Annotated in this window: 19 protein-coding genes and 2 pseudogenes; 8 read left to right on the top strand and 13 right to left on the bottom strand. The window is 71.3% G+C overall.

The window, feature by feature from the left end; genetic code table 11:
- Nucleotides 1-6 precede the first annotated feature (6 nt).
- Nucleotides 7-663, bottom strand: coding sequence for a TetR family transcriptional regulator (locus MDN94_RS00540; RefSeq protein ID WP_482724045.1), 657 nt, complete (start codon nucleotides 661-663; stop codon nucleotides 7-9).
- 177 nt (nucleotides 664-840) lie between these two features.
- Between MDN94_RS00540 and MDN94_RS00535 the strand changes: the two genes are divergently transcribed.
- The 3 genes from MDN94_RS00535 to MDN94_RS00525 are packed head-to-tail and all read left to right on the top strand — an operon-like array spanning nucleotide 841 to nucleotide 4,029.
- Complete coding sequence (locus MDN94_RS00535; protein WP_482724044.1) at nucleotides 841-2,166, top strand: glycosyltransferase family 4 protein; 1,326 nt, start codon at nucleotides 841-843, stop codon at nucleotides 2,164-2,166.
- A gap of 52 nt (nucleotides 2,167-2,218) precedes the next feature.
- Nucleotides 2,219-2,953, top strand: coding sequence for a class I SAM-dependent methyltransferase (locus tag MDN94_RS00530; protein WP_482724043.1), 735 nt, complete (start codon nucleotides 2,219-2,221; stop codon nucleotides 2,951-2,953).
- Entirely contained in the window at nucleotides 2,950-4,029 is a 1,080-nt protein-coding gene (locus tag MDN94_RS00525) for a prenyltransferase/squalene oxidase repeat-containing protein (RefSeq protein ID WP_482724042.1), read from the top strand. Before MDN94_RS00530 ends, MDN94_RS00525 begins: the two co-directional genes overlap by 4 nt.
- A gap of 313 nt (nucleotides 4,030-4,342) precedes the next feature.
- On the opposite strand, the gene MDN94_RS00520 is transcribed toward MDN94_RS00525, so the two are convergent.
- The 5 genes from MDN94_RS00520 to MDN94_RS00500 all read right to left on the bottom strand — a co-directional run bounded on the left by MDN94_RS00520 (nucleotide 4,343) and on the right by MDN94_RS00500 (nucleotide 8,587).
- Nucleotides 4,343-4,633 (bottom strand): hypothetical protein, encoded by a 291-nt coding sequence (locus MDN94_RS00520; RefSeq protein ID WP_482724041.1) that lies wholly within the window; start codon nucleotides 4,631-4,633, stop codon nucleotides 4,343-4,345.
- A gap of 141 nt (nucleotides 4,634-4,774) precedes the next feature.
- Nucleotides 4,775-5,785 (bottom strand): LLM class F420-dependent oxidoreductase, encoded by a 1,011-nt coding sequence (locus MDN94_RS00515; protein WP_482724040.1) that lies wholly within the window; start codon nucleotides 5,783-5,785, stop codon nucleotides 4,775-4,777.
- 106 nt (nucleotides 5,786-5,891) lie between these two features.
- Nucleotides 5,892-6,722, bottom strand: a complete 831-nt coding sequence (locus MDN94_RS00510; RefSeq protein WP_482724039.1) for a hypothetical protein — start codon at nucleotides 6,720-6,722, stop codon at nucleotides 5,892-5,894.
- Nucleotides 6,723-6,873: 151 nt separating this feature from the next.
- The gene (locus MDN94_RS00505) at nucleotides 6,874-7,830 is read right to left on the bottom strand and encodes an N-acetylmuramoyl-L-alanine amidase (RefSeq protein ID WP_482724038.1); all 957 of its coding nucleotides are present in this window, start codon (nucleotides 7,828-7,830) and stop codon (nucleotides 6,874-6,876) included.
- Nucleotides 7,831-7,933: 103 nt separating this feature from the next.
- A complete protein-coding gene (locus MDN94_RS00500; RefSeq protein ID WP_482724037.1) occupies nucleotides 7,934-8,587 on the bottom strand; it encodes a class I SAM-dependent methyltransferase in 654 nt (217 codons plus the stop codon).
- A gap of 151 nt (nucleotides 8,588-8,738) precedes the next feature.
- Here MDN94_RS00500 and MDN94_RS00495 point away from each other — a divergent pair.
- A pseudogene (locus tag MDN94_RS00495) lies at nucleotides 8,739-9,011 on the top strand (helix-turn-helix domain-containing protein); the annotation flags it as partial.
- A 66-nt stretch (nucleotides 9,012-9,077) separates the two neighbouring features.
- On the opposite strand, the gene MDN94_RS00490 reads toward MDN94_RS00495, so the two are convergent.
- From MDN94_RS00490 to MDN94_RS00470, 5 genes are read right to left on the bottom strand one after another with little or no spacing between them, the layout of a single operon-like run.
- On the bottom strand, nucleotides 9,078-11,996 hold the full coding sequence (locus MDN94_RS00490; protein WP_482724036.1) for a TIR-like protein FxsC: 2,919 nt from the start codon (nucleotides 11,994-11,996) through the stop codon (nucleotides 9,078-9,080).
- On the bottom strand, nucleotides 11,989-12,939 hold the full coding sequence (locus MDN94_RS00485; protein WP_482724035.1) for an AAA family ATPase: 951 nt from the start codon (nucleotides 12,937-12,939) through the stop codon (nucleotides 11,989-11,991). Before MDN94_RS00485 ends, MDN94_RS00490 begins: the two co-directional genes overlap by 8 nt.
- Complete coding sequence (locus MDN94_RS00480) at nucleotides 12,936-14,999, bottom strand: vWA-MoxR associated conflict system protein (RefSeq protein ID WP_482724034.1); 2,064 nt, start codon at nucleotides 14,997-14,999, stop codon at nucleotides 12,936-12,938. Before MDN94_RS00480 ends, MDN94_RS00485 begins: the two co-directional genes overlap by 4 nt.
- Nucleotides 14,989-15,969, bottom strand: a complete 981-nt coding sequence (locus MDN94_RS00475) for a lipase family protein (RefSeq protein ID WP_482724033.1) — start codon at nucleotides 15,967-15,969, stop codon at nucleotides 14,989-14,991. Before MDN94_RS00475 ends, MDN94_RS00480 begins: the two co-directional genes overlap by 11 nt.
- Before the next feature lie 29 nt (nucleotides 15,970-15,998).
- The gene (locus MDN94_RS00470; RefSeq protein ID WP_482724032.1) at nucleotides 15,999-16,271 is read right to left on the bottom strand and encodes a hypothetical protein; all 273 of its coding nucleotides are present in this window, start codon (nucleotides 16,269-16,271) and stop codon (nucleotides 15,999-16,001) included.
- 45 nt (nucleotides 16,272-16,316) lie between these two features.
- On the opposite strand from MDN94_RS00470, the gene MDN94_RS00465 reads away from it, so the two are divergent.
- Both MDN94_RS00465 and MDN94_RS00460 read left to right on the top strand, forming a co-directional pair.
- On the top strand, nucleotides 16,317-16,853 hold the full coding sequence (locus MDN94_RS00465) for a VOC family protein (protein ID WP_482724031.1): 537 nt from the start codon (nucleotides 16,317-16,319) through the stop codon (nucleotides 16,851-16,853).
- Entirely contained in the window at nucleotides 16,846-17,649 is an 804-nt protein-coding gene (locus tag MDN94_RS00460) for a MerR family transcriptional regulator (RefSeq protein ID WP_482724030.1), read from the top strand. Before MDN94_RS00465 ends, MDN94_RS00460 begins: the two co-directional genes overlap by 8 nt.
- A gap of 116 nt (nucleotides 17,650-17,765) precedes the next feature.
- Here the strand turns inward: MDN94_RS00460 and MDN94_RS00455 are convergent, their stop codons facing one another.
- The gene (locus MDN94_RS00455; protein ID WP_482724029.1) at nucleotides 17,766-18,218 is read right to left on the bottom strand and encodes a DUF6069 family protein; all 453 of its coding nucleotides are present in this window, start codon (nucleotides 18,216-18,218) and stop codon (nucleotides 17,766-17,768) included.
- Nucleotides 18,219-18,525: 307 nt separating this feature from the next.
- On the opposite strand from MDN94_RS00455, the gene MDN94_RS00450 reads away from it, so the two are divergent.
- Nucleotides 18,526-19,971: an MFS transporter gene (locus MDN94_RS00450; protein WP_482724028.1), complete on the top strand. Its 1,446-nt coding sequence runs from the start codon at nucleotides 18,526-18,528 to the stop codon at nucleotides 19,969-19,971.
- Nucleotides 19,972-19,999: 28 nt separating this feature from the next.
- Here MDN94_RS00450 and MDN94_RS00445 read toward each other — a convergent pair.
- Nucleotides 20,000-20,276: pseudogene (locus MDN94_RS00445) on the bottom strand (response regulator transcription factor); the annotation flags it as partial.
- Between the two features lie 252 nt (nucleotides 20,277-20,528).
- On the opposite strand from MDN94_RS00445, the gene MDN94_RS00440 reads away from it, so the two are divergent.
- Nucleotides 20,529-21,383: a MaoC/PaaZ C-terminal domain-containing protein gene (locus tag MDN94_RS00440; protein WP_482724027.1), complete on the top strand. Its 855-nt coding sequence runs from the start codon at nucleotides 20,529-20,531 to the stop codon at nucleotides 21,381-21,383.
- Nucleotides 21,384-21,389 lie beyond the last annotated feature (6 nt).

The raw sequence follows: 21,389 nt of genomic DNA, 5'->3' as shown, positions 1-21,389 counted from the left end.
AGGACCCTAGTCCGTGCCGCGCCGGTCCTTCGGCGCCGCACGGCCCGGCGCCGCGTCGGGAGACGTCAGGTCGATCAGCCGGCAGACCGTCTCGATGTCGATCTTCACCTGGGCGATCGAGGCGCGCCCCGACAGCCAGGTGATCAGCGCCGAGTGCCAGGTGTGCTCGATGACGCGGACGGCGGAGAGCTGCTCCGGCGTCGGGTGCTCGATCCCCATCGCGTCCAGGATGATCGCCGTCGTCTGCCGCGAGACGGTGTCCACCTCGGGGCTCACACTGCGGTCGGCGAAGGTCAGCGCCCGCACCATCGCGTCCGCGAGGTGCGGCTCGCGCTGGAGCGCCCGGAAGGCCCGCATCAGCGTCTCCGCGACCCGCTCGGAGGGGCTCTCCCCGCCCGGAGGGCGCTTGCGCAGCGTTGTGTGCATCTGCTGGAGCTGGTCCTGCATGGTCGCGACCAGCAGATGGATCTTGGAAGGGAAGTAGCGGTACAGCGTGCCGAGCGCGACGCTCGAGGACTCGGCGACCTCCCGCATCTGCACCGCGTCGAACCCGCCACGGCTCGCGAGCCGGGCGCTCGCATGCAGAATGCGGCGGCGACGCGCCTCCTGCCGTTCGGTGAGGGGCGGCGTCGCGGGCATCGTCGGCCTTCCTTGCGCTGTCATCGGTCCCCGTGTCCGTCCTTCGCCCGCCCGCCGTGGCGGGAATCACCTGATCCGCCGATCACACTCGCGCTACCGCCCGGTAGATTCGAAGTCCCTTGAACCATCAACTCTGAAACTTGTTCTAGATTAGCGCGACCGATTAGGCTCCGCCGAAACGCAGTGAGAAGGGGGCCCCGGGTGACCGCAGAGGCCATAGAGGCCGGCCCCCGGGCGGGCACGTCAGGCACGTCCGGCAGCGATGACAGCCCGCTGCGCATCGCCCTCCTGACGTACAAGGGGAACCCGTTCTGCGGCGGCCAGGGCGTCTACGTACGCCACCTGTCGCGGGAACTCGCCCGGCTCGGCCACCGCGTCGAGGTGATCGGCGCCCAGCCCTACCCGGTCCTCGACGAGGGCGTGCCGCTCACCGAGCTGCCCAGCCTCGACCTGTACCGCAGCCCCGACCCGTTCCGCACGCCCGGCCGCGGCGAGTACCGGGACTGGATCGACGCACTCGAGGTCGCCACCATGTGGACCGGGGGCTTCCCGGAGCCGCTGACGTTCTCGCTGCGCGCCCGCCGCCACCTGCTGGCCCGGCGCGGCGAGTTCGACGTCGTCCACGACAACCAGACCCTCGGCTACGGCCTCCTCGGCGACATCGGCGCCCCGCTGGTCACGACGATCCACCATCCGATCACCGTCGACCGGCAGCTGGACCTCGACGCCGCGGGGAGCTGGCAGCGCCGCGCGTCCGTGCGCCGCTGGTACGGCTTCACCCGCATGCAGAAGCGCGTCGCCCGCCGGCTGCCCTCCGTGCTCACCGTCTCCGGCTCCTCGCAGCAGGAGATCGTCGACCACCTCGGCGTACGGCGCGACCGCGTCCACGTCGTCCACATCGGCGCCGACACCGACCTCTTCTCGCCGGACGCCTCCGTCGCCGAGGTCCCCGGCCGGATCGTCACCACCTCCAGCGCCGACGTCCCCCTCAAGGGGCTCGTCCACCTCGTCGAGGCGCTCGCCAAGCTCCGCACCGAGAACCCGGACGCCCACCTCGTCGTCGTCGGCAAGCGCGCCGAGGACGGCCCGGTGGCGCAGCTCATCGAGCGCTACGGCCTCGAGGACGCCGTCCGGTTCGTCAAGGGCATCTCCGACGCGGAACTCGTCGACCTGGTGCGCAGCGCCCAGATCGCCTGCGTGCCGTCCTTGTACGAGGGCTTCTCCCTGCCCGCCGCGGAGGCCATGGCCACCGGCACACCGCTCGTCGCCACCACCGGCGGCGCGATCCCCGAGGTCGCCGGCCCCGACGGCGAGACCTGCCTGGCCGTGCCGCCCGGCGACGCGGAGGCCCTGGCCGCCGCCCTGCGCCGGCTCCTCGGCGATCCGGACCTGCGGGCCCGGCTCGGCGACGCCGGACGGGCCAGGGTGCTGGCCCGCTTCACCTGGAAGCAGGCCGCGATCGGCACCGCGGAACGCTACCGCGAGGCGATCGCCGCATCGTCCGCCGCTTCCGTACGCACCCACTGACCCCAGCCCCACCAGGAAGACCCGAGCTCCGCCCCCAGGAAGGCAGACCCCCGTGCTGACCGTCGACTTCTCCCGCTTTCCGCTCGCCCCGGGCGACCGAGTGCTCGATCTGGGCTGCGGCGCAGGCCGGCACGCGTTCGAGTGCTACCGGCGCGGAGCGCAGGTCGTTGCCCTCGACCAGAACGGCGAGGAGATCCGCGAGGTCGCCAAGTGGTTCGCCGCGATGAAGGAGGCCGGAGAGGCCCCCGCCGGCGCGACGGCCACGGCCATGGAGGGCGACGCCCTCAACCTGCCCTTCCCCGACGAGTCGTTCGACGTCGTCATCATCTCCGAGGTGATGGAGCACATCCCCGACGACAAGGGAGTGCTCGCCGAGATGGTCCGCGTCCTGCGGCCCGGCGGCCGCATCGCGGTCACCGTGCCGCGCTACGGCCCCGAGAAGGTCTGCTGGGCGCTCAGCGACGCCTACCACGAGGTCGAGGGCGGCCACATCCGCATCTACAAGGCCGACGAACTGCTCGCCAAGATGAAGCAGGCGGGCCTGCGGCCGTACGGCACCCACCACGCCCACGCGCTGCACTCGCCGTACTGGTGGCTCAAGTGCGCCTTCGGCGTCGACAACGACAAGGCGCTGCCGGTGAAGGCGTACCACAAGCTCCTCGTCTGGGACATCATGAAGAAGCCGCTGGCCACCCGCATCGCCGAGCAGGCGCTGAACCCGCTCATCGGCAAGAGCTTCGTGGCGTACGCGACCAAGCCGCACCTGCCCGTGGACGCTGCCAAGTGACGCTGCCAGGACGTACCGAACACCTTGTCCTGCCCGGGGTCCTGAGCGCCGAGGAGGCTGTGGAGACCGTCGCGGGGATCCTCGCCGTGCAGCGCCCCGACGGCGCGATCCCCTGGTTCCGCGGCCACCACCTCGACCCGTGGGACCACACCGAGGCCGCGATGGCGCTCGACGCGGCGGGCGAGCACGACGCCGCCGCCCGCGCCTACGAGTGGCTGGCCCGGCACCAGAACGACGACGGCTCCTGGTACGCCGCCTACCACGACGGTGACCCGGCCGCCGTCACGGACCACGGCCGCGAGAGCAACTTCTGCGCCTACATCGCGGTCGGCGTGTGGCACCACTACCTTGCCACCGGCGACGAGGGCTTCCTCGACCGGATGTGGCCGGTGGTGTACGCGGCCGTCGAGTTCGTCCTCGGGCTCCAGCAGCCCGGCGGCCAGATCGGCTGGAAGCGCGAGCCGGACGGGACGGCGGTCAATGACGCCCTGCTGACCGGCAGTTCCTCCATCCACCACGCGCTGCGCTGCGCGCTGGCCGTCGCGGAGGAACGCGAGGAACCCCAGCCCGACTGGGAACTCGCGGCCGGAGCGCTCGCCCACGCCGTCCGCCACCACCCCGAGCGGTTTCTCGACAAGGACCGCTACTCGATGGACTGGTACTACCCCGTTCTCGGCGGCGCGGTGACCGGCGACGAGGCCAAGGCCCGCATCGAGTCCCGCTGGGACGACTTCGTCGTGCCCGGCCTCGGCGTGCGGTGCGTCCTGCCGAACCCGTGGGTCACCGGCGGCGAGAGCTGCGAACTGGCGCTCGCGCTGTGGGCGGTGGGCGAGTCCGACCGTGCCCTGGAGATCCTCCAGTCCATCCAGCACCTTCGCGCGGAAGGCGGCCTGTACTGGACCGGCTACGTCTTCGAGGGCGAGCGCGCGATATGGCCCGAGGAACAGACGACATGGACGGCGGGGTCGCTGCTGCTCGCCGTGGCGGCGCTCGGTGGTGACGAGGCGACGACGGCGGTGTTCGGCGGGGAGCGCCTGCCGGTGGGGCTGGCGCCGGACTGCTGCGAGGTGGGCTGAGCGGGGGCATGGCCGCTGCGCGGGGCGTGTTTCCCTACCCGGCCCTTCCCGGAACCGGGCTCCGCCCGGACCCGTCACCGCGCTCCGCGCGATGTTTCGGGGGCTCCGCCCCCGTGCCTCAAACGCCGGCGAGGCTGATTTCGCGCAGCGAAATCAAGTCCGCCCGGGGGCACCTCCCACGGCCGCCAGGCCGTAGGGGAAGATCGAGGGCGCCGCGCGAAGCGCGGTACGCCGCCCGCAGGGCGGCACGGGGGCCGGGGCTTGCCCCGGTTTCGGGAAGGGGCGGGTAGGGGGACAGGCCCGCCGCAGGCGGTCAGCGGCGCCGCAGCGCACCCGCCGCGGCGTGGCCGATGAACAGGTAGACGATCGCCGCCAGCCCGTATCCCGCGACCACCCGCGCCCATTCCTTGTCGAAGGTGAACAGGTCGTGGGACCAGCCGGCCAGCCAACGGGCCGTCTCGCGGACGAACTCGACAAGGTCGTTGGCCCTGTTGGCGTCCAGAAGGTACATCAGGATCCACAGGCCGATGATGAAGGCCATGACGTCCGCTACGACGGCCACGACTCTCGCCGCTGTGGTGGTACTGCTCGTGCGTGTTGTCATGTTCAGCGTGTTGCCGCTTGCGCCTGTTTGAATCCTCCCCTCCCTGCGGGGAGGGAATCAGTGCCTCGCCGCGAGAGCGCGGGCGCGCCAGTCGAAGGACAAGGTGCCCTCCACGTCCGAACTCGGCGGCTGAGGCCGCCGCTACGTGTTCAGCTCGGCCAGCACCCGCAGCGTGTTCGGGTCCGGCGCCGTGACCAGCAGGTCCGTGACCGGTCCGGTCCGCCACAGTTCCAGCCGCTCCGCGATGCGTTCACGCGGTCCGACGAACGAGATCTCGTCCGCGAAGTCGTCGGGCACGGCGAGCACCGCCTCCTGTCTGCGGCCCGCCAGGAAGAGTTCCTGGATCCGGCGGGCCTCCGCCGCGAACCCCATCCGCGCCATCAGACCGGCGTGGAAGTTGCGGGTCGCGTGCCCCATGCCGCCGATGTAGAAGCCGAGCATCGCCTTCACGGGCAGCAGACCCTCGGCGACGTCGTCGCAGACCCGCGCCCGGGCCATCGGGGCGACCATGAAGCCCGCCGGGAGGTCGGCGAGGGACTCCGCGTAGACGTCCGTCCGCAGCGGGGACCAGTACAGGGGCAGCCACCCGTCCGCGATACGGGTCGTCTGCGCGATGTTCTTCGGCCCCTCCGCCCCCAGCAGTACGGGCAGGTCCGCGCGCAGCGGATGGGTGATGGGCCGCAGGGGCCTGCCCGTTCCGGTGCCGTCGTCGCCCGTGTACGGGTGGCGGTGGAAGCGCCCGGCCAGCTCCACCGGCCCCTCCCGGGCGAGGACCTGACGGATCACATCGACGTACTCGCGGGTCGCGGTGAGCGGGCTGCCGGGGAACGGGCGGCCGTACCACCCCTCCACCACCTGCGGTCCCGACAGGCCGAGCCCCAGCATCATCCGGCCGCCGGACAGGTGATCGAGGGTCAGCGCGTGCATCGCGGTCGCCGTCGGGGTGCGTGCGGCCATCTGCGCAACGGCGGTTCCCAGCCGGATGCGGGACGTGTGGGCCGCGATCCAGGTGAGTGGGGTGAACGCGTCCGACCCCCATGCCTCCGCCGTCCACACGGAGTCGTAGCCGAGGCGTTCGGCCTCGCGGGCCAGTTCGAGCTGTCCGGGGTCGGGGCCGCGGCCCCAGTAGCCGAGGGCGAGTCCGAGTCGCATGACGGTCCGTCCTTCCCCCGCCCGGGCCGCGTTCTGACGGGGCGTCAGAATAAGGCAACGGCCCCCCGCCCGGAAGGGCGAGGGGCCGCGCTGTGTGCGAGAGGGATCAGCCGCGCTGGATGCCCGAGGTGTCCTGGAGAACACCACGACGGCCGTCCTGCGTCTGGGCCACGAGACCCGGACCGCGCTGTTCCACCGCCAGGTACCAGGTGCCGGGCGCCAGTTCGGCGATCGGCGTCGGCGAACCGTCCTCGCCGTACAGCGGACGGGCCACCGGCACGGCGAACCAGAACGGGGTGAAGTCCGACGGGGCGCCGCCCTGGGAGGCGTCGGCCGGGCCCGCGGCGGCGGGCTGGGCGGCGGCCTGCGGCTGCCCGCCCTGCGCGCCGTAGGGCTGCGGCTGACCCGGCTGGCCACCGTACGACGGCTGACCGGCACCGGCGCCCGGGTAGCCGTAACCACCCTGCGGCTGGGGCTGCATGCCGTACTGCGGCTGGACGGCCGCCGGACGCGGGGCACCGACGAGCGGGGCCTTGAGGGCCGGGACCAGCGGAGTGGCGACGGCGCCGCCGGCCAGGGCGATGGTGCCCAACAGGCCGAGGATGGCGCCGGCGCCCGCGCTGTTCATGTCGATGATCGTCCAGAACATCGTCCAGAGCGCGAAGATGGTGAGGGCGACGCCGAACTGGCCGAGGTCGAGACCCGCGACCTTGCGGCCCGGCATGCCGCGGCTGAGGATCAGCAGCGCGGCGCCGATGATGCCGCCGATGTAGATGGACATCACCGTGCTCAAGGAGTCCCAGGCGTTGAAAGTGGGGCCACAGTCGCCACCGCCGGGGCATTCGTAGCTGGTGAAGCTGAGGAACGAGGCGATGAACAGCACCACCGCTGCTCCGATCACCACGCCGTCGCCTCGAGTGAGGGAGCGGATGTTCACGTAAAAATCCTTTGTCGTCGTCTCATCATCGGGGCGGTCTTCGCTGCCGCCTGTGCGGGCGGTGTGCGCGGACGCGGAGCTCGGGGGTGACTCCCCATCGTAGAGGTGAATCTATCGTCTGCCGGTTCCGGGCGTCCGCCCGGTATCGCACTCACCGTTGTAGGTAGCTGCTGATGCCGTCCGCCATTCCCTGGGCCGCCTTCTGCCGCCAGCTCGGGCTGGTGAGCAGAGCGACGTCCTCAGGATCCCGCATATTGCCGCATTCGATGAAGACTTTGGGCACGGTCGAAAGGTTCAGTCCGCCCAGATCTTTGCGCACGTCGAGGCCGGTTCCGTCGCCCACGTAATTGGACGGGGAGCTTCCGGTGGCGCGGAGGAACCGGCCGGCGATGCGTTCGCCGAGTTCGCGCGAGGGGCCCACGATCTTCGAGGTGTCGGCGGCGCCCGCCTTGACCCGATCGGGGAGGATCACGTGGAATCCGCGGTTGCCGACGGCCGACCCGTCCGCGTGGACCGAGATGACCGCATCGGCCCCCGCTTCGTTGCCGAATCGTGCCCGTTCGTCGATGCACGGACCGAACGGACGATCGCCGTCCTGGGTGAATTCGACCTGTGCGCCCTGCTCTTCGAGGAGTGTGCGCAGACGTCGTGAAACATCGAGGGTGAAATCGGCTTCACGGTAACCGTCGGAGGTCGCCGTGCCTGTCGTGTCGCATTCCTTGCGGTTGGTTCCGATGTCCACCTGGCGGTTGATCTCGCGGGTGTGCGAGAAGTTCCCGGGATTGTGCCCCGGGTCCACCACGACGACCTTCCCCGCGAGGGGACCGGCCTTCCTGGAAGGGGAGGGCGCGGGGGACGAGGCGGGCGGCGCGACGGTCCTCGAACCGGACGGGGCCGCTGACGGCGACGGGGCCTTGGAGCCACCCGGTTTGCCCGCGGAGGTCGCGGACCCGGCCGGGCCGCTGCCGCCCCCGGAGCCGTCGGCCTGCCACACCAGCCATCCGCCCGCACCGCCCACCACGAGCGCCGCGCCGGCGACGACGGCGACGAGGCCGCGCCGGGAGGGACGCGGCCGGGGATCACGGTGCTGGTTCTCGTCGTACGACACGGTCGCGATGCTAGCGGGCGGTGGGTCCGGTGGTCGGCCTGGTCGAGGGTGTCGCACCCGACCGGCCCCTGTACGGCGTGCGGCCCCGGTCCGGGGGCGGCTGTCAGATGCCCGGGCCCGTGCGGCGCAGGACGCGCAGCGAGTCCGTGGCCGAGACCTCGGTGAACGCGCCCGACGCCAAGGCGCGGAGGTAGATGCGGTACGGGGCCTGGCCGGTCCACTCGTCCACCGGGTCGGGGAAGACGTCGTGGATCACCAGCAGCCCGCCCTCCGCGACATGCGGTGCCCAGCCCTCGTAGTCGTTGGTCGCGTGCTCGTCGGTGTGGCCGCCGTCGATGAAGACGAGCCCCGCCTTGCCGCCCCACACCTTCGCCACCTGCGGCGACCGGCCGACGACCGCGACGACATGCTCCTCGAGACCGGCCTTGTGCAGCGTGCGGCGGAACGTGGGCAGCGTGTCCATGAGGCCGACCTCGGGGTCCACCGTCTCCGGGTCGTGGTAGTCCCAGCCGGGCTGCTGCTCCTCGCTGCCCCGGTGGTGGTCCACGGTCACGGCGACCGTGCCGGCCTCCCGTGCCGCGTCCGCCAGCAGGATCGTCGAGCGCCCGCAGTACGTCCCCACCTCCAGCAGCGGCAGCCCGAGCGCACCGGCGTCGGCGGCGGCGGCGTACAGGGCGAGGCCCTCACCCACGGGCATGAAGCCCTTGGCGGCCTCGAAGGCGGCAAGGATCTCCGGCTTGGGAGCGGCGGGCGCCATGGGTCCTCCTGGACGGGGTCGTACGGATCAGGCCATCGTGCCCTACGCGCCGGTAGGTACCGCGTTCGAGGTGTCCTGCGTGATTCACCTCACCCGGATACGCAGGGGTGCTTACGGTCGCGGGAGCCACAACGAACCGGGGGCCGACGCGATGGTCCACATGCGCAGCCTCGACCCCGGCGCATCGCCGCTGGACCACTACGGCGCGGCACTGCGCCGCCGCAGAGAGGCAACCGGCCTGAACCAGGCCCAGTTGGGCTCGTGCGTCTTCGTCACGGGCTCGCTGGTCGGCCGGATCGAGACGGTGAAGAAGGCCCCCACCCGGGACTTCGGCGAACGGGTCGACGCGGCGCTGGGCACGGACGGCGTGTTCTCCCGGCTGGTGGGGCCGGTGCTCCGGAGCCAACTGCCTCACTGGTTCCAGGCATCGCCGCCTTCGCGGCATTCGCCGACGCCGCCGGGGCCGGGCGTTTTTGACGGCTCCTGCGCGTCATGGTCCATCCGCCGGATCCCTGAGGAGGGGTCGAGGGGCTTCAGGAGGCGACTGTGCGTGCCGGTGGTAGGCGGAGTAGACGTCCCTGACCACAGCCGGGACGACCCGGCCCAGGGCCTTGAGGTTGAGCACGCTGCTCTTGGACGTGGTCGACAGGGGTGACTCGTTGCCGTGCAACAGCGCGGGAATGGTTCGCGCCAACTCCTCGGAGAGGTCATGCCCTGCCCTTGTGGATTGAGGGTCGGTGGGGTTCCAGGGGATCACCACCTTGACATCCGGCCGGTGCATGCCGTTGAGCGCGATGAGTTGCTCACGCAACTGAGGCACCCGCACGGCCCACGGGTCGACCAGCACGATCAGCGGGCCCTGAGAAGGGGCACGTTCCCCGAGACCTGCGAGCACCTCTTCGAACGGCACGGTGTCCACCTGCCGGTTGGAGACGAAGACAAGGGACGCCACGAGATAGGCCAGCGCCCGCTTGGACAGCGGGCGGAAGGGGTTCCAGGCGTCCCGTGTCGCCCCGTAGTAGTAGGGCGAGCGCCCTTCGGGCAGTTCCGTGGCAGTGGGCGCCGCCACCGCGAGTCGCAGATTGCCCGGGAGGCCCCCGGGCGCTCCGAAGGCACTGGGTGTGTTGCGGTAGTCCACGGGGCTACCGGGGGGCAGCTGGACGCTGTCGGCGACAATGACGATCCGTTTCGCCAGCTCGTAGACGGCCCTCTCATACTCCTCGGCGAACACCCGGAGCTTGATCAGCCCGTACAGGCCGTCGGTGGCATAGCGGTCGCCGAAGGCCCGGTGGTCGATCTGAAGGCGCTGTGCCGGTCCGGGAAGCTGTTCGGGAGGTATCGGCACCCACAGGGCGGGCACGACGGCCTGGACCGGCCTGTCGCTCCTTGCCTGGTGGTAGACCGACCGCTCGGCGAAGGCGTACCACTCCTTGCCGCACATCTCGCTGGCGAAGTAGCGAGGAGAGAAGAGCGGCACGAACGATCGGCAGGTGGCGAGGACCTCTCCCAGTCGCTCCGACCACCCCTCGCCCGACCTGATCTCCCGGTCCATGAAGCCCGCGGGGGCGCCGGCCGGCAGATCGGTCATGGCCATCACATGGCCACACAGATCACGGAAGAGACGCTCGACCCACATGTCGGGGTCAGGGCCTCCCTCCGCGTACCGGGGGGTATGGGCGTAACTGAGGAAGAAGTATGGGCGGTGGTCCCGCCTGTCGCCCCCGGCCCGGGTATCGCGGAGTCGTGGGCGACCCGCCCGGGGGGCAGGTGCCGGTGGCGTCACCGGCGACGCAGGGGGCGACAGGTGCTCCATGGCATCCGTGGCGTCCTCGGGCTCTGCCGCCGACGTGGCCGGACCGTCGCCGGTCATACCCAGAGCGTCCAGTGTGCGGGCCGAGAGGTCGGCGAAAGGGGCCGCTTCCGAGGAGATCGCGGCCCGACCCCCGGCAGCGGGAACCAACGCCGCGAAGTGCCCGGCGGCGGAGGTGTGGGCAGCGATGAAACGGCTCACCGCGTCCCGGGTACGCCGTGCGTCGCGGGCGCCGAGCCGTGCGGTCAGCCGTTCGCGTACGCCGTCCCTGAACCGCAGGACGGGGCCGCTGCCCCCCGCTGGTCCATCGCTGATCGAGAAGAGGCCGCTGACCACGACCTCGGCGACATCGGCCGACGTCGCCTCGGGCACGAGTTCCTGCCTGATCAGGTGGATCAGCGCGGTGTTCAGGCCGGGATAGGGCGAACACAGAACAGCGAGGCGCAGGGCCGGGGACGACGCACTGTGGAGGAACGCCTCGACGAGCTGTCCGCCGTCCGGCGGGCCGTACCGTGAAGCCGGTGGCCGCGGAATGATGTCCGGCTCCGGGACAAGCACCGCTTGGCATCCTGCCGGATCCCCGCGCATGAGCATGCGCGTCCACCGTGCGACCGAGTGAGGCGACAGAGCCACCACCGGGACAGGTACCCATGTGTTCCGCCGACCCCGGTTCGTGTCCGGCAGGGCGTCCAGCAACGGCGGCACCAGATAGCGCAACCGCACGTTGGGCGAGCCGGCCGCGGGCGCTGGGGAGACCTTGACGGCCGGGAGGTCGAGCCCCGACTGCCGCCAGATCTGCGGCGGCAGAGGGTTGAGCAGCACCGTGGGCCTGACCGCGGAGCTGCGCCGCAGGAGGCCCCACACCGCGTCGCTGCCCGCTACGCAGTCGGAGACGACCAACAGGAGCCGCCGGGTGTGCGCGGTGGTGGTCGACGCACCGTCCCGCCGACGCCCGGGAGGAAGTTTCTCGGTGACGGGCTGCTCACCTTCCTTGCCGGGACCGATGCCGGCTGTGCGCAACGTACGGAAGACACCCGACGTGGCGAGCACCTTGAGCAGCTCGTCGACGGTGGCGTCCCACACAGCCATCGTGGGCGACCGGTCGACCACGACCGTCAGGTCGAACCAGCGTTCCGGGGCGGGCCTGAACGCGGGAACGAGCTCACCGCTCCTCGCGTAGTCGGAGACGGTGGCATCGACGTCGAGCTGCTGGCTGCGACCGTTTCGCCATGGACGGCCCAACGGCCTGAGAGCAGAGGCGAGCTGCCTTGCGTCCGGAAGCGCGGAGGCTCTGGGCACTGTCACCTCGCGTGCCGCGAGTGTGGCCCCTTCCCCGTCCTCCTCCGCCTGGTACACCGGGCGGCCCTCGCCGTCCCAGTGGGGCAGCCGTTCACGGAGGTCGTCGGTCGTGGCCGGGTCCGTGCCGCTGCCGCTGCCGCCGCCCGGGGCCGCCGCCGCCCGTCCCGGCATGCGGGCGGACAGCCACAGCAGCTCGGCCAGCGACACCGCGTCCAGGTCCTCGCCCGTACCGCTCAGAGCTCCGATGACCGCTGTCAGCGCGTCGGATCCAGCGGCCGGTTTGCCGTCCTGGTCAGGCACTTGAGAGATCCTTCATGAGAAGGCCGATGAGCCGGCTGTTCTCCTGGGGCGAGCCGGTGGTGCCCTTGAGCAGGTGGAGTGTGCCGAGCAACTGGTCGACGGCGACGTTCTCACCGGAGGCGACACGGCGTACGAAGTCATCGATCAACTCAGCCTCGGGCCCCGAGTCGCCGACGTCCAACTGGAGGTGGCCCCGGACAACGGCGCGCATCAGGGCGGCTGTCGGCTTCGGCATGGTGAAACGCACACAGCGGCGCAGGAACGCCGCGGGGAGGTCCTGCTCCCCGTTGCTCGTCATCACGATGAACGGGAATTCGGTGCACTGCACATGGCCCCTTCGCACGAGGTGGCGGGCATCGGTGTTCCACATGCGCACCTGAGCCTCCTCCTGGGCCTCCCGCAGAAGCTCCGTGATGTGGAACTCCCCGCGCTCCAGGACATCCAGCAGGTCACCCGGGAGGTCGAGATCGGCCTTGTCGATCTCGTCGATGAGCAGGGCCCGGGGGCGCGATGACGGAAGCAACGCGGTCCCCAACTGTCCGAGGGTGAGAAAGTCCGCGACGTCGTCCGCAGCGGCGACCTGGCCGGCTCTCGCCTTCTCCTGCTCGAGCCGGTGGGCATGGATGCGGCCCAGGGCGTCATAGCGGTACAGCGCGTCCGCGAGGGTGCTCCGCGAGGTGATGTGCCAGCGCAGCACGGGCCCGAGCGCGAGCTCGGCAGCCACCTGTTCGATGACGGTGGACTTGCCCGTGCCGGGGCCGCCGGTGATCAGCAGCGGTCGCCGCAGCGCGAGGGCGGCGTTCACGGCGTCGGTCAGACCTTGCGGGGGACGGAAGACCTCGGCCGGTGACGGCGTAGGAAAGGTGCGCCATGGCGGAGGAGTCGGCAGAGCCGCGTCCGCCCGCGTGATCCCGTCGCCTCGGTAGTAGTCGTCCCACATCATGCAGTCCCCTCGTCGGCAGCCGGAGCCGGTGGCGGTGTCGAACGGAAGTGCCGGCAGAAGCGCAGCCAGTCCTGGTCGTCCCAGACGGCCCGGAGGTCGGCCAGGTCACCGGCCTCCTCCCCGCGCCAGCGGTTGCGATAGGCGCGGGTGAGCACTCCCGGCATGGCCCACCAGCTCGCTTCGAGACAGCCGTGGCGTTCCTTCGGGAACCCGCCCGCGGTGTGCGGCCACAGCAGAACGGGGGTGTACGCGAGCAGCGTCTCCATGAGCCGCGCATCGGTGCCGGGGTGCTGGGTGAGGCCGATTCCCCGCGTGTAGCGACCGTTGCGCAGTTGGCTGCGCAGCGTCTGCGGATCGGCGAGCTCCTCGTGGGCCAGCCAGTCGACCGGGGCGCCGTCGCCGCATTCGGAGATCGTCTCCCAGCGCTCGGCGAGGGTGCCTTCGATGCTGCGCAGCACAGCGTCAGGGTTGAGTCGGTTGCTCCAGTGCAGCCGGACGTCGAAGCGGACACCGAGAAGAAGCGCGGCACCCGCCTCCTCGGGCCGCCATTCGAGCAGCAGGCTGCTGGGAATGGCGATGTCCAGCCGTTTCAAGGGCAGTTTCAGTGTTCGCGCGTGTTCGTCGGCCCACAGCACCGCCCTCTCGACGGCGTCCTCCGCGCCTCGTCTGTCGGCGCTCTCGTTGGTGAACTGCTCGTGCTCCAGCAGCGCCCCGTCCATCAAGAGCCAGGCATCGAGCGTCTCTGGCCACTCTCCGGCGAGGGAGGCGTGAAGGCTCACGACCAGACTCATCCGCTGACCGTCCGTGCGGGTAGCGGCGTGCCGGCGCGCATCGTTGACCAGCGCCGGCGCCTCGATCCGCTGTCCCCAGTCCTCCAGGGCGGGGTCGTCGAGGCTCATTCCGCAGACCTGGCCGAGCAGCGCGACGAAGCGCGCGATCGAGCGCAGGCCGTCGGTCTCGGACTCGGGGTGGTTGAAGGCGAGTTCGTCGATGATGCCGACGTCTGTGATGGACACGCTCGCACCCGGCACCCGTCGGTCGGCGGCGAGCATGGTGTGCAGGGCGTGCCGCATGGCCTCGGTGGTGAGCTTGCCGCCGATCCAGCCGCGGATGAACGTCACGGTGTGAATGGCGATGATCGCCCCGTCGAGTGCGCGTACCGCGCGGTCCCTCTCTTCCGACGGGGCGCGGCCGAGTATGTCCTTCCGGCATTGAAGGACCGACTGCAGACTTGCACCGGGAGTCGGAACGGGCACCGGGGGGTCGACCCGGCCGAGCGACTCGGTGAGTTCCTCGTGGGCGAGCGGTCCCGTGAGACCGCCCAGGAGGGCCATGCGGGCGCTCGCGTTACGGGCGATCCACAGCGGCTCGGACGCCGCCCCGGCATAGTCGAAAGCGGTGATGTTCTGCCCGACGAGTTCCCTGCGTAAGGCGTGGCCCAGGTCCGCCAGGGTCAGTTTTCTGCCCGCCGTGAGCAGGCCCCTCCTCAGGAGGGTGGTCAGGCCACGGGAGAAGGCCAGGTCGACAGCGGCCTGACTGAGCGAGGAACCCATCAGGAGGGACAGCCGGCTCTGCCCCAGCCGTGTACCGGCGGTGAGGTCCTGCGCCGCCGGGAGGGCGCCGGCCGCGTGACAGGTGTCGATGATGCCGAGGACGCCCGGGATCCCCGGGTGGTCGAGGGCCCGCGTCAGGAGTTCGCTCACGTTCACCGAACCGTGCCTGACGTCCTCGACCGAGTCGGCCCCCATGAAGTGGAGCGTCGCCGCCTGGCCGGGTACGAAGCCGTGCCCGAGGAACGCCAGAACCAGTACCGCCCCGTGTTCGGCCGCGTACGCCGCAGCCGTGTGTACCGTTGCAGTGATTTCGGCGCTGGTGAGACCGTCACCGGTGACAAGCGCGCTGCTGCCCGGGGGAAGGCCGGGGCGGCAGGCTCCGACCGAGGCGTCGGACAGTACGGCGAACAGGTCGGCGGCGGCTTCTTCCAAGCGCGTCAGGCGCTCCATGGAGGCGCTCTGCGGTGCGACGACGAGCACATGCCGCATGGTTGTTCTACTGCGCATCTGCCGTTCCGCGCGGCAGGGTCGCGGTTTCGGCCAGTGCCTCGGCGACCGGCCCGGCAACGCTCGCCCGGGCCAGGTACGTCTCCGCGGAGTGGACCCACACGCCGTCGGAATCCACCCGGCGGCTCTCCGGCAGCACGCCCGCGGAGTTCGCGGCCATGTCCCTTTCCAGATGAGGGCGGACGGCGAAGATGTCGTCACGGTCCCAGTAGTTCCTCCATCGGAGCACTCCTTCGGGCACCCGGGGAGGCTGAGGGGCAAGCCGCGGCCATACGACGGACCGCATGGCGATCGGTGAACCGAGGGTGACGAACAGAGGTGTGGCCGAAGGCAGTTCGTGCAGCGCTTCCAAGGTGACGATCGAACCCAGCGAGTGCGCGACCACCACCGCCGGTCCCTCGCCGATGGCTGCCAGGACGCGCGCGCGGATGCGGTGGTCGAGACCGGAACCCGCCGCATCCGCTTCGCCACGGGCCAGGTATCTGGCCACCTGGCCGAGTTCGCGGACCATCAGCTTGGGAGTGATCCACTGGGCGGCAGCACCCCACGGCTTGAGAGCGAGCACCGTGGTCGCCACGTTGAGCGCCCGCCGCACCACGTCGAGACTGCCCTGGCTCTGGTCTCTCGGCTGCGCCTGTGCCCGCGCGCCCGCCAGGAGACGGCGGCCGGCTTCTCCGTCCTCCTCGGCGATCAGCCCGTCGACCCAGGCGAGGAGGAGATCCGAGAGGATCTCGGCCTCGGCCTCCCCGGGCCCCACATCGCCTTCGCCCTGCGCCTGGCTGCGGCGGAAGAGATCGTCGTAGTGCGCGAAAACGCACTCGACACCGCCGTCGGCGGACAGCGAGCCGGCGAGGGCCGAATGTCCGGCGGCGCGCATGCCGGAGGCCAGTGCCGTCGTCCAGGCCGCCAACTCACGGACAGGGTCTCGGGGGCGGCCTATCCCGTGGATGAAGACGAGTCGTGGTCGCATGAGCCGCTCTCCCCGTGTCGACTGCGTGCTCAGCAGGCTAGCAACGAGCCGTCAGCTCCGGCAGGTGATCGCACAGGCGGCGCGCACGCCGCCGCCGTACCGCCGCGCCGCAGAGCCGTACCGAACCACGCCTCGGCGAGCGACTGCGGGCGTGCTCGCGTCCTGGACGGCAACTCCCCAATGGACCACGGCAGGTCGCTGTACACGTGCAGCAGTGTGTACGCCATCAGCACAGCCGGGTCGAAGTCGCGGCCGTACGCCTTGAGGAGCCGGCGCAGCGTCGGAACAGGGCGCGTTGTCACGGACCGGCTTGACCCTCACGTCGCGTGAGGCTGGAGGGTGGGCCCATGAGCGACTACTACAACGCGTTCGAGATCAGTCCCGTGCCCGCTCCCGGCCCGGACGCGGTTTCGCCGGAGCCGTTCCGCGGCATCTACGGAATGCCGGCGTTCGTGACGATCCCCACGAGTGATCTGGCGGAGTCGGTGGATTTCTGGGTCCGGGGCCTCGGGTTCTTCGAGCTGTTCAGCATCCCCGGCAGGCTCGTGCATCTGCGCCGGTGGGCGTTCCAGGACGTACTCCTCGTCCCGGCGGAGAGCGTGCCGGAGCAGGCGCCGGCGATCAGCGTCAGTTTCGCGTGCGTGCTCAGCCAGGTCGATTCCCTGGTCGAGGCCTGTCGTGCTTTGCGCCCGGACTCGGTCGACGGTCCACGGGACACTCCCTGGAACACCCGCGATGTGGCGGTGACCACCCCCGAGAACGCACGGATCGTCTTCACCGCGGCCAAGCCCTTCGATCCGGACAGTCAGGAGGCGCGGAACCTGGCAGCCGTCGGGATCACTCCACCGGGTGCCGCTCGCGGCGACAATGAGGACCATGTCTGATGCCCCTGACGCCGAGGGCCTGACCGTCGGTCAGGCCTCGGCGCGTCTCGGCGTGACGGTCCGCGCCCTGCACCACTGGGACGACATCGGTCTGGCGCGACCGTCGCTGCGCACGGCCGCCGGATACCGGCTCTACACCGCCGGTGATCTGGAACGCCTGCACCGCATCGTCGTCTACCGTGAGCTCGGTCTCGGCCTGGACAGGATTCGCGCCGTCCTGGACGACTCGACCGCAGACGTGCCCGACGCCTTGCGCGCGCAGCGCAAACAGGTCACCGAACGGATCGACCGCCTCCAGCAGCTCGGCGCCGGACTGGATCGGATGATCGACGCCCACGAGCGCGGCCTGCTGCTGACCGCCGAGCAGCAGGCCGCGATCCTCGGCCCCCGGTGGAACCCGGACTGGCCCGTCCAGGCCCGTCAGCGCTACGGAGCCACGACGCAATGGCAGCAGTACGCCGAACGCTCGGCCGCTCGCGGGCCGGAAGAGTGGCGGACCGTCGCCGACGCCGTTGCCGACCTCGACCGCGCCCTCGGGGATGCGATGGACGCCGGCGTCGAACCCGGTAGCCCGGAAGCGAATCAACTCGTCGAGCGGCACCGCGAAGTCTTTGATTCGTACTTTCCCCTCACCAGGCGGATGCAGGTCTGTCTCGCCCGCATGTATGAGGCCGATCCGGGATTCGCCGCCCACTACGACGGCATCCGCGCCGGCCTGGCCGCGTGGTTCCGTCGCATCGTCGATGCCGCCGCGCGCGCCCACGGCATCGACCCCGACACCGCGACCTGGCAGTGAAGCCCGCGTCCGGAACCCTGCCGCTTCCCGCACCGCCTCAGGCCCGCAGTCCTGGCGGCTGTTCCTGCCCGAGCCGCTCCGGCGGGCCCGGCCCCGAAGCGCGACGGTCCCTCCGGTCAGGAGGACCCGTCAGCCACGGCTCCCGGCGGCGGCGTCCTGTCGTCCCTGCGGCGACCGAGCCCGGGGATCAGCACGGCTCCCACGACGACGTGCATCAGGCCGAGCCACAGGCGGGTGGAGGTGCTGATGGCGGGGTCCGTCAGCGGCAGGCACGACAGGGCAAGCACCAGCACGGCCGCCACGACCCAGATCGTCCGGCCCCGCCGCGGTGCGAACCGGTCCAGGAGACCGCGCAGACCCCAGCCCGCCAGTGCGGACAGGACGCCGGCGATCAGAATCTGCGGGGCGCCGAGATCCACCGCGCCCCGCGGCGTGACCACCTCCAGCCTCGCGCCGAGCAGCGGGTCGGCCACCAGCCATACCAGCAGTGGAGCCATGGCCGCGGCCACCACGACCGGGACCGCCGCCGACCGCTCACGCCGGACGGGAACCTCAGGAGCGATGGTCATCGCACTTCCTCCTCCTCATTGGGCAGTAGCGTCACGTCCAACAGCACTTCCACGAGACGACGGGGATCAATCGGCCCACCGCAGCCGCCGCCCGTGGGCCGGTGCCCGGTGGTCCGCACAGCACCCACCACGGCACCCGTCCGGCCGAGGCCGGCCGTGACCACCCGGGCGCCCGCGCACACCCGCCCCGGAAATGCCCTCACCGCCACCACGGACGCAAAGCCCTACCAGGTCCCTGGTCCTGGTCCCATGCCGCATGAGCCGTACATCGAAATCAGGATGTACGGACCGCCCTGTCGCTGCGACCATGACAGGCATGCCCCAAGCTCCCTCGAACGCGCAGCAGTCGCTCGCCCCCGCGCCCACCACGCCCTCGCCCCGTACCTGGGCGGTGGTCCTCGCCGCGTGCGCCGGTGCGTTCCTCGTCGTGCTGGACGTGTCCGTGGTGAACGTGGCGCTGCCGTCGATGCGTGCCGACCTGGGACTGTCGGCGACGGGGCTGCAATGGGTGCTCAACGCCTACTCGATCGCGTTCGCCGGGTTCATGCTCCTCGGCGGGCGGGCGGCGGACATATACGGCCGCAAGCGGATGTTCATCGTCGGGCTGAGCCTGTTCACCGCGGCGTCCGTAGCGGGCGGCCTCGCCCAGGAGGGCTGGCAGTTGCTCGCCGCACGGGCGGTGCAGGGGCTCGGCGCGGCCGTCCTCGCGCCGGCGACCCTGACCATCATCACCTCCGCCGTGCCGCCGGGCCCGGCCCGGACCCGCGCGATCGCCACCTGGGCGGCCGTCGGAGCCGCGGGCGGCGCGGCGGGCGGGTTCGTCGGCGGGGTACTGACCGACCTGCTGTCCTGGCGTTGGGTGCTGCTCATCAACGTCCCCGTCGGCATGGTGGTGCTGGCCGCCGCCGTCCTGTGGCTGACGGAGAGCCGCACCGGCGGCAGCCGCCGGCTCGATCTGCCCGGCGCGGTCCTGGTGACGGGCGGCCTGGCCGCCGTCGCGTACGGCATCGTGCAGACGGAGGAGTCCGGCTGGGGCGCCGGCGGGACGCTGCTGCCGCTCCTCGGCGGGCTCGCGCTGCTCGGCCTGTTCCTGGCGGTGGAGGCCAGGGCGAAGGCGCCGCTCATGCCGCTGAAGCTGTTCCGCTCGAGAGCCGTGTCGGCTGCCAACGTGGCCATGCTGGTGACCGGTTCCGCGTCCTTCGCGATGTGGTTCTTCATGACGGTCTACGCCCAGAACGTCCTCGGCTACACCCCGCTGGAGGCCGGCCTCGCCCTCGTCCCCAGCTCCGTCAGCGTCATCGTCGGCTCGAAACTGGCGCCGTCGCTGATGGCCAGAGGCGGCGCGCGCAACGTCGCCGTCTTCGGCACACTGATCGCCGCGACGGGATTCGGATGGCAGTCCACGATGACCGCCGACGGCACGTTCCTCACGGCGATCGCCGGCCCGGGCATCCTGATGATGGCGGGCATCGGCCTGGCCGCCACACCGCTCGCCGCCCTCGCCACCTCCGGCGCGGACCCCGACGACGCGGGCCTCGTCTCCGGCCTCATCAACACCTCGCGCACGATGGGCGGCGCGCTCGGCCTGTCGATCCTGTCCACCGTCGCCGCCGCACGCTCCGGCGGCGCCACCGGACCGGAGGACCTGACGGCCGGTTACGCGCTGGCCTTCCGTACAGGGACGGGTGTGCTCCTCGCGGGCGCGGTGCTCATGCTGCTGTGGCTGCCGCGGCCCGCGGCGGACCGGGCGTGAGAACGGTGGGGCGGGCCGGGTGCGGTCGTCAGAGCCGGCCCTGCTGCCGGGCCGCCCGCACGGCCTCCATCCGGTTGCGGGTGCCCGTCTTGCCGATCGCCGACGACAGGTAGTTCCGTACGGTCGACTCGGACAGGTGCAGGCTCGGCCGCGATGTCGGCGACCGTCGCCCCGTCCACCGACGCGGCGAGAGCGTCCCGTTCCCTGGCCGTCAGCGGGTTCGCACCGGCGCCGAGCGCCGCCGCGGCCGGCGCCGGATCGACGACCGTCTCGCCGGTCAGCACCCGCCGGATCACCCGGGCCAGTCCGGCCCGCCCGGCAGAGCCGTATGTACGGACCCGGCGCTGACAAATGACCTGGGTGTACGCGGCGGCCACAAGAGAACTGACGTTGCGTCAGCAGTCTTCACAACCTCCCGAGGTCGCGCTATACATAGGGCCATCGGCCTAGAACGCGTTCTAGAACGGCTCGCCTGGCCGGTCCCGTACGACCTCGGTGCGGCCGACGGTGCGGACGGCCGTGCCGAGGTCTTCCCCTCACCGAGGAGCAGCAGCCCCATGCCCATCGACGCAGCCAGGGCCGTCGCCGCGGAGCCCCGCTCCACCACCGTCGCCTGGGACCACAAGGACATCCAGCTGTACCACCTCGGCGTGGGCGCCGGCCGTCCCGCCACCGACCCCGACGAACTGCGCTACACCCTCGAGTCCCGGCTCCACGTGCTGCCGAGCTTCGCCGCCGTCGCGGGTGCGGGCAAGGGCGTCGTCGGCGGCCTTGATCTCCCCGGGCTCGACATCCGGCTCGCGTCCGTGCTCCACGGCGGCCAGCGCATCGAGCTGCACCGCCCGATCCCCGTCACCGGCACGGCCACCTCCACCTCACGCATCGCCGCCGTGTACGACAAGGGGAAGGCCGCGGTCCTCGTCCTGCGTACCGAGGCGGCCGACGACGACGGGCCGCTGTGGACCAGCGACGCCCAGCTCTTCGTGCGCGGCGAGGGCGGCTTCGGCGGGGAACGCGGCCCGTCCGAGCGCCTCGACCTTCCGGGCCGGGCCCCCGACCGGACCGTGGAGCGGCACATCCGCGAGGACCAGGCCCTGCTCTACCGGCTCTCCGGCGACCTCAACCCCCTGCACGCCGACCCCGACTTCGCCAAGCTCGCCGGCTTCGACCGGCCGATCCTGCACGGCCTGTGCACGTACGGCACCACCCTCAAGGCCGTCGTCGACACCCTGCTCGACGGGGACGTCACCCGCGTCCGCTCGTACCGCACCCGCTTCGCGGGCGTCGTCTTCCCCGGCGAGACCCTCCGCATCCGGATGTGGGACCTGACCGGCCGGGTCCAGGTCGCGGTGACGGCCGCCGGCCGGGACGACGCCCCCGTCCTCGCCGACACCCTCGTAGAAACCGTGTGAAGGGAG

Source organism: Streptomyces sp. WAC00040, assembly GCF_056835925.1.
Note: the sequence above shows the minus strand (reverse complement) of the source record. Positions and strands in the feature narration are given on the sequence as shown.

Coding starts and splice junctions, on each gene's coding strand:
- MDN94_RS00540 (WP_482724045.1), bottom strand. CDS start 663: ATGACAGCGCAAGGAAGGCCGACGATGCCCGCGACGCCGCCCCTCACC.
- MDN94_RS00520 (WP_482724041.1), bottom strand. CDS start 4,633: ATGACAACACGCACGAGCAGTACCACCACAGCGGCGAGAGTCGTGGCC.
- MDN94_RS00515 (WP_482724040.1), bottom strand. CDS start 5,785: ATGCGACTCGGACTCGCCCTCGGCTACTGGGGCCGCGGCCCCGACCCC.
- MDN94_RS00500 (WP_482724037.1), bottom strand. CDS start 8,587: ATGGCGCCCGCCGCTCCCAAGCCGGAGATCCTTGCCGCCTTCGAGGCC.
- MDN94_RS00485 (WP_482724035.1), bottom strand. CDS start 12,939: ATGATGTGGGACGACTACTACCGAGGCGACGGGATCACGCGGGCGGAC.
- MDN94_RS00480 (WP_482724034.1), bottom strand. CDS start 14,999: ATGCGCAGTAGAACAACCATGCGGCATGTGCTCGTCGTCGCACCGCAG.
- MDN94_RS00475 (WP_482724033.1), bottom strand. CDS start 15,969: ATGCGACCACGACTCGTCTTCATCCACGGGATAGGCCGCCCCCGAGAC.
- MDN94_RS00465 (WP_482724031.1), top strand. CDS start 16,317: ATGAGCGACTACTACAACGCGTTCGAGATCAGTCCCGTGCCCGCTCCC.
- MDN94_RS00460 (WP_482724030.1), top strand. CDS start 16,846: ATGTCTGATGCCCCTGACGCCGAGGGCCTGACCGTCGGTCAGGCCTCG.
- MDN94_RS00455 (WP_482724029.1), bottom strand. CDS start 18,218: ATGACCATCGCTCCTGAGGTTCCCGTCCGGCGTGAGCGGTCGGCGGCG.
- MDN94_RS00450 (WP_482724028.1), top strand. CDS start 18,526: ATGACAGGCATGCCCCAAGCTCCCTCGAACGCGCAGCAGTCGCTCGCC.
- MDN94_RS00440 (WP_482724027.1), top strand. CDS start 20,529: ATGCCCATCGACGCAGCCAGGGCCGTCGCCGCGGAGCCCCGCTCCACC.